The organism is Egibacter rhizosphaerae, assembly GCF_004322855.1.
GTDB lineage: Bacteria > Actinomycetota > Nitriliruptoria > Euzebyales > Egibacteraceae > Egibacter > Egibacter rhizosphaerae.
Genome location: NZ_CP036402.1, coordinates 1,693,111 through 1,705,039 on the forward strand (window position 1 = coordinate 1,693,111; position 11,929 = coordinate 1,705,039).

6 protein-coding genes are annotated in these 11,929 nt (G+C 74.5%); all 6 read right to left on the reverse strand.

Going from position 1 to position 11,929, the window contains the following annotated elements; genetic code table 11:
- Positions 1 to 20: 20 nt before the first annotated feature.
- The 6 genes from ER308_RS07870 to recC all read right to left on the reverse strand — a co-directional run bounded on the left by ER308_RS07870 (position 21) and on the right by recC (position 11,850).
- Entirely contained in the window at positions 21 to 770 is a 750-nt protein-coding gene (locus ER308_RS07870) for an ABC transporter ATP-binding protein (RefSeq protein ID WP_131154474.1), read from the reverse strand.
- Positions 746 to 1,840 carry an acyl-CoA dehydrogenase family protein gene (locus ER308_RS07875; protein WP_131154475.1) on the reverse strand — a complete coding sequence of 365 codons (1,095 nt, stop codon included), beginning with the start codon at positions 1,838 to 1,840 and terminating at the stop codon, positions 746 to 748. Before ER308_RS07875 ends, ER308_RS07870 begins: the two co-directional genes overlap by 25 nt.
- A 5-nt stretch (positions 1,841 to 1,845) precedes the next feature.
- Positions 1,846 to 2,370, reverse strand: a complete 525-nt coding sequence (locus ER308_RS07880; RefSeq protein WP_131154476.1) for a DUF4242 domain-containing protein — start codon at positions 2,368 to 2,370, stop codon at positions 1,846 to 1,848.
- Positions 2,371 to 2,558: 188 nt separating this feature from the next.
- Entirely contained in the window at positions 2,559 to 4,496 is a 1,938-nt protein-coding gene (gene recD, locus ER308_RS07885) for an exodeoxyribonuclease V subunit alpha (protein ID WP_205745957.1), read from the reverse strand.
- On the reverse strand, positions 4,493 to 8,386 hold the full coding sequence (locus ER308_RS07890) for a UvrD-helicase domain-containing protein (RefSeq protein ID WP_131154477.1): 3,894 nt from the start codon (positions 8,384 to 8,386) through the stop codon (positions 4,493 to 4,495). The genes recD and ER308_RS07890 overlap by 4 nt, the downstream gene beginning before the upstream one ends.
- Complete coding sequence (gene recC, locus ER308_RS07895) at positions 8,383 to 11,850, reverse strand: exodeoxyribonuclease V subunit gamma (RefSeq protein ID WP_165491902.1); 3,468 nt, start codon at positions 11,848 to 11,850, stop codon at positions 8,383 to 8,385. The genes ER308_RS07890 and recC overlap by 4 nt, the downstream gene beginning before the upstream one ends.
- Positions 11,851 to 11,929 lie beyond the last annotated feature (79 nt).

The window sequence follows — 11,929 nt, forward strand, 5'->3', positions numbered from 1 at the left end:
CGAACGGGTCGTCGAACCGGTCACGGCGCCTCCGCCGCGTCCGAGACAGCAGTGGTGTCCTCGCGGTACGCGGCGACGACCTCATCGCGCAGCGGGTGGTCCCGGAGCCCGTCGCGGTCGATCCCCTCGACGTCCCACGTCCGCGCGACGGCACCGCCGGACAGCAGGCCCACGCGGTCGCCGAGCAGCAGCGCCTCGTCGACGTCGTGGGTGACGAACACCGCGGTCAGCGCCGTCTCCCGGCGCACCCGGCGCAGGTGGTCCTGCAGATCGGCTCGGCTGGCGGGATCGAGCGCCCCGAGGGGTTCATCCAGCAGCAGCAGCTCGGGGCGCCGGGCCAGGGCCCTGGCCAGCGCGACCCGCTGTGCCTGTCCCCCGGAAAGCCGCGTCACGTCGGCGTCGATCAGCTCGCCGAGCCCGACGGTGGCGAGCAGTGCGTCGGCGTCGACGACGAGGTCGTCGTTCGCTCGGAACCGCTCGGCGAGCGTGATGTTGGCTCGCACATCGAGCCAGGGCAGCAGCAGCGGCTGCTGGAACACCGTCGCCGCCCGGGGCGGGGCGCCGGTGGCCGGGAACATGACCTGACCGTCGCTGAGCTCGTCGAGACCGGCCAGGATGCGCAGGAGCGTCGACTTCCCGGACCCGCTGGGGCCGATCAGCGCGAACCACTCCCCCTCGCCGACCGCGAGGTCGAGGCCGCACAGGACCGCCGGCTCGTAGGGGCCGTATCGCTTGGTGCCGTCGGCTACGCGGAGCGTGAGAGTTCCCATCGCAGCTGGGCCTCCGTAGGTGATTGGACGGGCAGGAACGCCGCCTCGCGCAGGCGCCGCGCCGTCGGACTGGTGCGCAGGTAGCCGGCGCCGCCGGCGACCGTGGTCTCGAGCGTGGTCGCCTCGCCGGCGAGCCCGGCGACCTCGAGCCGCAGCGCGAGCAGCTCGCCGGCGTCGCAAGCCGTCGTTGATGCGTCGGCCTCGGCCGCCAGCGCGGCGAGCCGCGCGTCCGAGGTGCGCAGGCGCCCCTCCAGCGAGTCCGCATCCTCGGCGAACACGGCGGCCGCACCGTCGAGCCGATCGCGGGCGGAGGCCGCGGCGGCCTCGGCGAGCCCGAGACAGAACGCCGACTGCAGGAGCAGGAACGCAGGGCGCACGCTCGCGAGGAACGGATCGATCCGCTCGGTCAGGACCTCGTCCCCGGTGACCTCGATCCCTTCGAGGCGGATCGAGGACGAACGGGTCGCCTGCAGCGCGAGCAGCGGCGGTTCGTCGCGCACCTCCACGCCCTCCCGGTCGAGGGGCAGCGCCACGACCAGGTCGTGCCCGTCGTCCGGATCGCGGCTGCCCGTGGTGGCAGCGGGAAGCACGACGACCGTGTCCGGGTAGAGGTTCGACGCCCACCGGACCTGCCCGTCGAGTCGCCAGCCCCCGTCGATCGGGGTCGCGGTCACGGTCAACTCGCCGAGCCCGGCGGCCTGCTGGAACGCGCTCGCCATCGCGGTGGAACCCGGGCGTGCGCCTCGCCGCAACGCGTCGAGGGTCCCCGCGTCTCGCTCACCTCCCCAGCGCGCGAGGTACTCGATGACCGCACGGTGGGCCCAGACGCTGAAGGCGCTCGCGAGATCCTGGCGGGCGACCGCTCGGACGATGGCGACCATGTCGGCGAGCGATCCGGGCAGACCCGGCGCCCCGAGATCGAGCAATCCGCGCTCGCCCAGCCAGCCGAGCCCGCCGCGGGTCGGGGCTCGGTCGGCATCGATCTCGGCGACGCGGGCGCCGAACCAGTCCTCCACCTCGTCGAGGTTGGAGGCGACGTGCGGAGCGGTGGCGGTCGACAGCGTCGTCACGGCGGTCAGCGCTCCTCGAGTTCGTGGAAGCGGTCGATCGGGGCCTCGACGGCCTCGCGGGCGCGACGAACGGCGTCGGCGTCCTCGCCGTCGTAGAAGCAGAGGCACTTGTCGACGTCCTCGCGCACGTAGGTGCGCAGGAAGGTGGCCTCGGGGACCTCCGCGTACTTGGGCGCGTTCGCCTTCTTGCGGGCCAGGTACGCGTCCATCGTGAGATCGGCGGGCAGGTCCCACTCGACGAGGTAACGGCCGCTGCCGCGACGTGCCTTGACGTCCTCGAGTTCCGCACCGACCAGACGCACCGGATCGACGGTGTCGAAGGCGACGCCGCCGGCCTCGAGCGCGCGGCGCGGGCCGTCGTCCGCGGCGTGCTCGGCGACGATGAACGCCCGCTTCGCGTCGGCGGTGACCTGCGCCTCGATGACGTCACCCCCGTCGCCGGCGATGACGTCGGCGACGCGCTCGAGCAGGCCGTCGATCGCGGCACGTTCGGGTTCGGCCGGGGAGAGCTCGATCAGATGCAAGGGCATGGCGGGGACTCCTCGCGGGTGGAGAACGTGAACGGACGGGGTGACCCCGTCCGCGCACCGCGTGGACGGCGCGCTGCGACCCTGGATAGCGGGCAACGAGGCCCGAGGGGTGGGCGGTCGGGGTTGCAACGGTTCTTAAGGTCCGCCGATCGCCGGCCCGTCGGGGCGGCTCTCCGTGGCGCGCTCGGTCAGCCCGACCAGTCCGCCAGCGCGGCCCGGAGGCCGCTGGGCCGCTGGATCCGGCGCGCGAGGGCGGCGCGCACGACCTCCTCGGAGCCGACGAGCGTGGCCGCTTGGCGCGCGCGGGTGAGCCCGGTGTAGACGAGCTCACGGGTGCAGATCCGCGAGTCCCGTCGCGGCAGAACCACCACGGCGTGCGTGAACTGCGAGCCCTGCGCCTTGTGGATGGTCATCGCGAACGACGTGTCGTGGGAGGGCAGGCGCGCCGGCGCCAGATGGGTCGCGCCGCCGTCGGCCGCCGGGAACGCGACGAGGCGTCGCGCGTGACCGTCGCCGGTCGGGGTCTCCGTGACGACCCCCACGTCCCCGTTGAACAGCTGCCGCTGGTAGTCGTTCTCGGTGACGAGCACCGGTCGACCGGGGAACCAGGGCTCGTCGATGCGCACGCCTCGCTCTCCGAGCCATTCGCTCACCGCGGCGTTCCACCAGGCCACGCCGCCGGGGCCGTCACGGTGAGCGCAGAGCACCCGCACCGCCGCCAACGCCTCGAGGGCCTCCCCCGTCCTGCCGGCCTCGGCGAGATCGCAGACGAGCCGGTAGGCGTCGCCCACCGACGCGACGAGCTCCGAGGGACCGCCGCCATCGGCGTCGGGCTGCCGCCAGTCCACCTCGTGGTGCGGGTCGTCCCCCACGGCACGGAGAGCGTCGAGAGCCGGCGCGGGATCGTCGTCGAGCTGCCGGATCGCCTCCGCGACCAGGCCGATCCCGCCGGTGGCCTCGAAGCGGTGACCCCGGGTCAGGCGAACGACCGAGCGAGCGATCGGCGGCTCGGTCCCGGAGGTCGACGGGACCGCCCGGCTCGCGGGGACGGCCGGACCCACGAGGTCGCCGAGCACCGCGCCGGCCTCGACGCTGGTGAGCTGGTCGGGGTCGCCGACGAGCACGAGCCGTCCCTGTTCGCCGACAGCGTCGGCAAGCTTCGCCATCATGGGCAGCGAGACCATCGAGGCCTCGTCCACCACCACGAGGTCGTGCGGCAGCGGACGGTCGCGGTGGTGGCGGAACCGGCTGCCGTGGTCGGGGCGCACGCCCAGGAGACGATGCAGCGTCACCGGCTCGAGGGCGGAGAGGTGCTCGGTGACCCACGGGGGCAGGTCCAGGGTGGCCAGCCCCTCACGCAGCGACTCCGCCAAGCGCCGCGCGGCCTTGCCCGTCGGGGCCGCGAGCCCGACGAGCGGCGCGTCGACCGGCCGACCGGCCCGTTCCAGCAGTGTCGCGAGCAGCCGCACGACGGTGGTGGTCTTCCCGGTCCCCGGTCCGCCCGTGACGATCGCGAGACCGCGGGTGACACCGAGCTCGACCGCCGCGGCTTGGGGATCGCTCGGCGGAGACCCGGCGCTCGCGACGGTCGTGCCCGCGAGGTCGCGCAGCCGCCGTGCGAGCTCCTGCTCGTAGCGCCAGTACCGTTCCAGGTAGAGGCGGCCGTCGCACCAGACCAGCGGGCGCGCCTGACCGTCGGCAGTGGACCCGGGATGCTCGTGCCGGGTCGCCGCCCGCACCATGGGGCTCGAGGCGACCGCCTCCGCCCAGGTCGCCGGATCGGGCCAATCGAGGGAGCCGAGGCGCTCGAGCTCCTCCTCGGGCCCCAGGTCGAGCACCACGTGCTCGTGGACGTGCGCGAGGTCGACGCACACGTGACCGACCCGAGGCGCCCGGACCGCGAGCGCGGCCGCGAGAACCGCCCGCGGATCCTCCGCGCCCGTCAGCGCGGCGAGGCCGGCCGCGACGTCGGCGTCGGCGTCGGCGAGCACCCCGGCGGCCCGGAACGACCCCAGCCCGGCGGCCGCCTCGGGACCGAGGCGACGCTCGGTCGCGGGCGGCAGGGTCGCGAGGCTCTCGCCACCCGAGGTCACCATCCTCCCGGGGTGGTCGGGCTGGCCGGTCACGCGCCCTCCGATCCGGTCGCGAGCAGCTGACTGCAGTCCTCGACGAGCCGACCGGACGGGTGCCACGCCCACACCCCGCACGAGCCGCCGTCCGCGCGCCTCGCGGCGGCACCGGCCATGCCGCGGACGAAGAGATAGGCCACCCCGGCCAGGTCGCGGTCTGGGTCGTAGGCGGAGCCGAGCCGGCTGCGCAGATGCCGGTGCACGGCCACGAGGTAGAGCACGGCCTGGAGCTGGTACGCGTGCGGGCGCATGGCCGCGTGCAGGGCCTCGGGGCGGTAGTGCCAGACGGTGGAGCGCTCCGCGGGCACATCGTTCGCGGGGTCCGCGCGCTCGCCGAGCCACGTGGTCTTGTAGTCGACGACGAGGTAGCGCTTCCGGCCCGCCACCGGGATGCGGGCCACGAGGTCCACCGATCCGGTCAAAAAACCCCGCACCCGGCGATCGTGCGGCCCGGTGCGCAGCACCTCGGCGACGTCGCGCCCGTCCGGGTGTGCGTCCAGGACCTCCGCCAGCCGCGCGAGCGTGACCCACCCGGTGGGCTCGTCCCCGCCCGCCAGCGGCAGCTCGAACGCGAGCTCGTCCAACCGGTCGGCTCGAGGGATGTCGCTCAGTCGTGCGTCCCCGAGATCCGCTCCGAGGGGAGTCGCCAGCACGCCACCGAGCCCGGCGACCAGGCGGTCGCGATGGCTGGCATCGAGCACGCTGGAGCGAGCGACGATCCGATCGGTGACCGACGCCAACCCGTCGCCGACCCCTGTAACCGACGCCAACCCGTCGCCGACCCCTGTAACCGACGCCAACCCGTCGCCGACCCCTGGGGCCGCGCGGAAGTCGGTGAGCTCCAGGATCCGGTGCACGGCGTCGCCGAAGGCCGGCCCCCGTGGGAGATCGGCGAGCGGCAGGTCGGGCTCCGGGCCGGCGGCCGGGTGGTCGAGGCCGGCCGTGGCGTCGACGAGTTCGAGCTGGTCGGCCTCGTCGTCGCCCCGACCGAGCTCGCCCCGCGCCTCCTCCGGTGGGGTCTCGATGTGGCGAGCGAGGCGGGTGAAGCTCGCACGCTGCCAGGCGCGGTCGAGGCGTCGCGCGAACGGCCGCACCGCCAACGGACCGGCCTCGCCCATGGTGGGCGGGGTCCACGGCTCCGGCGCGTCCGGGGGGGCAGCGAGCTCCTCGATCCCGATGATCGGGCCCTCGTCGACCGCCGCCTCCCGGCGGCTCCGATCGGCCAGCGACCCGAGGTCGGCGCGCAGGTCGGCCTCGTCGCGCGCGCCCGCGGCCTTGCCGGCCTCGAACGAGTCCGTCCCGGCGGGGCGGTGCAGCAGCGCGGCGAGCGGGGATTCCTCGGCTTCGCTGAACCGGCCCCACCAGACGACGGCGTGATGCGCAGCGCGCGTGAGCGCGACGTAGGCGAGGCGCAGGTTCTCCTCGTGGCGCTGGCGGCGGGCCAGCTCGAGGTTGTCCCGCTTGGGCTCGCCCCGCTGGTCGGTGTGCACGTCGAGCACCCGGGCGTCGTCGTCGGGATCGTGGAACCGGAGCACCTTCTTGTCGCGCTCGGCGAGCAGGCGCCCGTCCCAGAGGAAGGGGCACAGCACCACGGGGTACTCGAGCCCCTTGCTCGCGTGGACGGTCACGACCTGCACCGCGGCGTCGTCACGCTCGAGACGCAGTTCCGCGTCCTCGGTGGCCGGGGTCTCGCCCTCGCGCGCCTCCTCGCGGGTCGCCAGCAACCAACCGACCAACGCGGCGGGCCCGAGACGTTCCGCGTGCTCCACCGCGTGCAGCCGCTCGGCGAGGTGCGAGAGGTTCGCGGTCGCGCGCTCACCGTCGGACGTGGCGAGCAGGCGCGGCCACACCTCGGCGTCCGCGAAGACGGTGCGCAGGGCCGTCATGACCCCCCGTTCGTGCCACAGCCGACTCCATTCGCGCAGACGCCCGACCCAGCGCTCCCACGCCTCCTCGTGGGCCGGGTCGAGCAGGTCGGCGGCCCGCCAACCGAACAGCCGGGTGGCGGCTGCCGTGCGGGCGAGCGATTCGCGGCCGGGCTCCCGGAGCGCCTCCAGCAACCGCAGGAGCTCGGTGGCCTCGGTCGAGGCGAACACGCTGCCGGCGCGGGCGAGCGTGGCGGGCAGCCCACAGGCGAGCAGCCGCTCGTGGACCCGCGTGGCCTGACGGTTGGTGCGCACGAGCACGGCGATGTCGCCCGGCGCGAGCTCGCGGGTCTCCCCGTCCCGCGTGAGCCGCGGACCCTCGGCCAGTAACCCCCGGATCTGGGACGCGACGTCGGTGGGCAGGTGCCGTTCCGCCCAGCCCTTCGTGATCCGCGGTCGCTCCTTGCCCGTCAATCCGGCGTCGGGGGCGGCCGCGTCGGTGGACACGAACCGCAGACGCAGTCCTGGGCGGACGCCGCCGTCGGGCCACGCGAGCCCGTCGTCGCGATGGTGGGCAACGGCCCGTACGGGGGGGGCGTGCAAGCGTGGATCCGCGAACGCGCCGGCAGGCGTGAACAGCGCGTTCACCGCATCGAGGAAGCGTTGGTCGCTGCGCCAGTTCACCGGCAGGCTGAACCGGCGGTCGGGCGGGATCTGATCGCGCGCACGCAGGTAGGTGGGGAGGTCGGCCCCGCGGAAGCCGTAGATCGCTTGCTTGGGGTCCCCGATCAGGACGAGTCGCTGGTCCCCGAACGCCCGGGCGAAGATCGTCCACTGCAGCGGGTCGGTGTCCTGGAACTCGTCGACGAGCGCGGCGTCGTAGCGGCCACGGACGGCATCGACGACCGCGCCGCTGCGCTCCGGATCGCTGAGCGCGTCGGCGAGGCGACGCAGCTGGTCGTCGAACGCCAGGGCCCGCCGCTCGCGCTTGCGGCGGTCGGCTTCGACGCGAGCGTTCGCCGCGAACCGGGCCAACCAGTCGCTGGACGAACGGTGGCAGGCCTCGACGAGGTCGATCGCCGCATCGAGGACCGGGTGCCATCCCCGTTCCCGGTCGCCACGGAATCGGCCGAGCAACCACCCGATCCCGCACTCGGCCATCCAGTCCCGGCTGTCCGGCAGTCCAGGCGTCGAGTCCAGCCACGCGTCGACGCGCTCGACGGTCCGCTCGCACGGGTCGTCGCCGTTGCTGCGCCTCCAGCTCGTCAGCCCGTCGGGGCCCGTGAGGGCCCGCAGTTCCTCGGCCAGCCGATCGCGGTGCGCCGCCCAGACGTCGGCGAAGGCCTGGCACGCCGCCGACCACTCCTGCGTTCCCGCCGGTGCCGTGGGATCGGGCAGCAGGCGCGGCGCCACCCCCGCGGTGGCGGCCACCACGAGCTCCTCCCGGTCGGCATGGTCGATCCTGGCGACATCGCGCAGGTAGGCGTACCAGCCGGGGTCCGCGCCCCGCAGCTCGCGCGCCGCGAGGTCGTCGGCGACCTCCTGTTGCAGCGGCCGTTCGTCCTGCAGCAGCTCGGCGTCGAGATCCACCGCCGTCTCGAGCGCGCTCACGGTGAGCATGCGCTGGCAGAACCCGTGGATGGTCGTGATCGTCGCCTCGTCGAGCTGTTCGCTCGCTCGCCGCAACGCCTTCCCGCGGCGGGCGACCTCGGTGGGGTCCTCGCCAGCGCCGACGATGAGCGCGGCCGCCGCATCGTCTTCGAGAGCCCGGCCCGGATCGGCCTCCGTGACAGTCCGGGCGACCTCCGCAAGGCGAGTCCGGACCCGTTCCCGCAGCTCCGAGGCCGCGGCTCGGGTGAACGTGACGACGAGCAGACGGGGTAGCTCGATCCCGCGCTCGGCGACCAGTCGCGCCACGAGCGTGGTGATCGTGTGGGTCTTGCCCGTGCCGGCACTCGCCTCGAGCAGCGTGTGTCCGTCCGGCAAAGGGCCCCGGGGATCGAAGTCCTCCAGCGCGCTCACGGTTTGCCCCCACGGTCGAGGAGCGGGTCCCAGATCGTCCGCGCCGCCGTGATCCAGGCCTGATCGATGAGGGCGTCCAACGGCACGTCGTCGCCGAGCGCGAGCGCCACGGCGTCGTCGGTGCGCTCCCCGTCGTCACGGGAGCCGTCCCAGGCGGTCCGCGCCGCCTTGAGCGCCGCGGCCTCGCCTTCCCGACCGAGCCGGTCCACGTAGGCCGCCCCGGTTTTCGGCATCACCGGGAGCGGTTCGCCCTGGCCCCGACGGAGCAGCCGCAGGAGCTCGACCAGCCGGTCGCGGGCGTAGGACGCCGGCGCCTCGTCGGGCAGGGTGAGGCGCACGCTGCTCGCCTGGCCGCGCCCCTGGGAACTGCGTCCGACGACGACCGCCTCGCACACACCGGCAGTCACCCCGGCGGCGAGCAGGCGCGGCCAGGCCCGCAGGGACGCTCGGGCGTCGAGCCGCGAGGCCTGCACGGTGACGAGACGCTCCCCGACGCGCTCGTCGATCGTGCCGACCAGCCGGTGAGCGACCCCGTCCACGTCCAGGGCCAGATCGACCTCGACCGGCTCGGCGGCCCAGTCGGCGGGGTCGGTGACGTCCTCGGCCGAGAGCCCACGGAGCAGTGCACGCAGGTCGCCCCCGACGTCGTCCAGGACGTACCCGCCCGGCGTGCCCGCCGGCACCGCTCCCCGACGCAGCGCGGCTTCCCGCCATCGTTCGAGATCCGCTCCCCCGCGCCAGCGCTCGAGCTGCTCCTCGAGGGCGCTCCAGCGTTCCAGCCCGGCGAGTTCGAAGGGGTCGCGGTCGTCCATCACGCCCTCGCGCAAGGCGATGGCGAGACCCAGGCGATCGCGCAGCACTTGGCGCAACGGGTTGCGCAGGAACCGATCGAGCACCACGAGGTCGACCGTGACCGGCTCATCGCCGGGCTCATCGCCGGCCAACCCCCCGGACAGGAACGCACCGGCCGGCCGCCGTCCCTCGGTGTAGGCGCGGGCGGCCGCCAGCCGCTGGGGGTCGAAGCTCCGGAGCCCGGGCACGGCTCCGGCCTCGTCGTCCGGGCCCTCCCGAAAGTAGGCGGGATCGAACGGGTGCAGCGGGTGGTGCACCACGAGCTGCCCGGCGTCGCGGGCGGGAAGCCCGGTCGTGCACGCGACCGTCTCGAGGAGCTCGGCGACCGGGGCGCACGGTGGGGACGGCTCGTTCGTGCGCGGGTCGTGGCTCGTGTACGTCACCACCAGGTGCTCGCGCGCGGCCATGATCGCGTCGAGCAGGAGCTGGCGGTCCTCCCGGCGCGCGTCACGGTCCGCCGGCTGGGGTGCGGACGCCACGAGGTCGAAGCCGAGCGGGGAGGACGCGCGAGGGAACACCTCGTCGTCGACGCCGAGCAAGCACACCACGCGGTGCGGGACCGCACGCAGCGGCGCCGGCTCGCAGACGGTGATCGCACCGGTCGCGTAGGCGGCGGCCGCTGGGTGGCGTCCGAGCCTGGCGGCGAGCTCGCCGCGGATCTCGGTCAGGGTGAGGAGGACGGGACTCGGCGGGGGCTCGGCCCCGGACCCGTCGCGACGGGTGGGATCCGGCCGCGAGTCGTCGACGAGCCCCTCGAGAACCTCGCGTACCTGCTCGCGCTGCCACGCATCGTCACGGCCGACCGAGGCGACGGCGTCGAGCGCGTCGAGGAGCGCGTCCCGCCACTGCGCGACCGACCGCGGCTCGCGCAACCCTCGGGTGTGGGCGAACACGGTTTGCAGTGCCCTGCTCACGCGACCGAACCGCTCGACGTCGTCGCCCTCGAGATCGTCGTACGGCACGGCCTCGCCGACGACCCGGTCGGCCACGTCGGGCATCGCCACGCCGAGCCGCAAGCGATCGAGCCCGGCCTCCCAGGTGTGGGCCGCGTCCTGAACCCACCCGTGGGAGGCCCGGTACTCGGCGTCGATGCCCCAGCGGATCCCCGTCGCGCGGACCCATGCGTCGAGTGCATCGAGGTCCCGGTCCTCGAGGTCGAACCGACGGCGGATCGCGGCAGCGGCCAACAGGTCGAGCACGGCGGAGGCACTGACGCGTGCGTCGGGCAGGTCGAGCAGCCCGAGCAGCACCACGGCGACCTCGTTGGCGGCGTCGAGTCGCCGGTCGGCGATACGCGCCGGCAGCGGCGGGGCGCCGGCGACGGTGTCGTCCGACGTATCGTCGAACACCGCCGCGATCAACGGTGCGTAGGTGTCCAGGTCGGGGGTCATCACGAGCACGTCCCGGGGCTCGAGGGCCCGCACGTTCTCACCCCCCGGATGATCGGCGAGCAGGCCGGTCAGGACCTCCCGCAGCACCTCGACCTGCCGTGCGGGGCCGTAACAGCCGTGAATCTGCACGGTGGTGTCGCGCGCGCACGACGGCGTCTCGTCCGGGCGGCGGTCCGCGGCGAGGTCACGCTGCACCCGCTCGAGCAGCGTCCCCCGGTCGTCGACGTCCCCGGCCGCGCGGGTCGCATCGCGCACCTCGGAGGGGATCGAGGCGCACGCCCACCCCATGCCGAGGCCGACCCCGCCCAACGACGACAGCAACGGGTGGTCGGGCTCGGCGACGGCGAGCTCGCCGGGCATGGCATCGTCGATGTTCGTCGGAGGCGCCGCGGGCCAGAGCGCCGGCGAGGCGACGAGCAGGTAGACGGTCGTGTCGACCACCTCGCCCAGCGCCGACAGCAGCCGCAGGTGCGCGGGGGGCAGGGCAGTCACCCCGAAGACGCTGACGCGGGGAGGCAGCCCGGCGGGGTCGACCTCGCCGGCGCGCAGGGCCGTGATGGCGTGCTCGAGCCGGGACGCCGCGCTCGCCGTGCCGAGTCGCTCGCAGAGGTGGCGCCAGAGCCACGGCTGCCAAGCCCAGCGTGGATCCAGCCGTTCGCGCGGCGCGGGCGAGCCACCCGCCCACGCGTGGCCCAGGTCCGCTCCGGGACCGACGTCGTGTCCGGCCTCCCAGGCGGCGACCATGCGCGGGCGCAGCAGCGCGTAGCGGTCGAAGGTGTCGGCGATCCGTCGAGCGAGGGGCAGCCGCCGGGCGAGCGCGGGCTCCCCCCCGTCGGTCAGGTGCTCGCCCAGCGGGGCGAGGCGCGAATCCCGGGACGGCCCTCGGTCGGCCGCGAGGTCGTCGAGCACCTCGAGCACGGGCCACGTCAGGCGTTGGGGCCGCCATGCCGAGTGTGCGGCCCCGGTCCCGATCGTGGCTTCGACGACGTGCTCGACGAGCCCGCCGGGGAACGGGAACTCGAGCCCGGCGCAGATCCCGTCCGCGATCCCGTCGTGGAGCCCGGCACGACCCCCCCGCTCGGCGAGTCGCTGGGACAGCCAGCGCTCCGACCCCCGGCTCGGGACCGCCACCGGTTCGAGCACCATCGGATCACCCAGGGGCTCGTCGCGCAGCCGGGCGGCGAGCGACTCGACGAGGACCTCGAGGCGGTGATCACGCACGATCTCGAGCAGCGTCGCGCTCCTTTCGAATGCCGCTGGTTCCGCACGTCGCTGGTCGACGACAGCGTCCACTCCGTCC

What these genes read in the sequence shown, in the direction of transcription:
- ER308_RS07870 (WP_131154474.1), bottom strand. Translation starts at nt 770, where the DNA reads ATGGGAACTCTCACGCTCCGCGTAGCCGACGGCACCAAGCGATACGGC.
- ER308_RS07880 (WP_131154476.1), bottom strand. Translation starts at nt 2,370, where the DNA reads ATGCCCTTGCATCTGATCGAGCTCTCCCCGGCCGAACCCGAACGTGCC.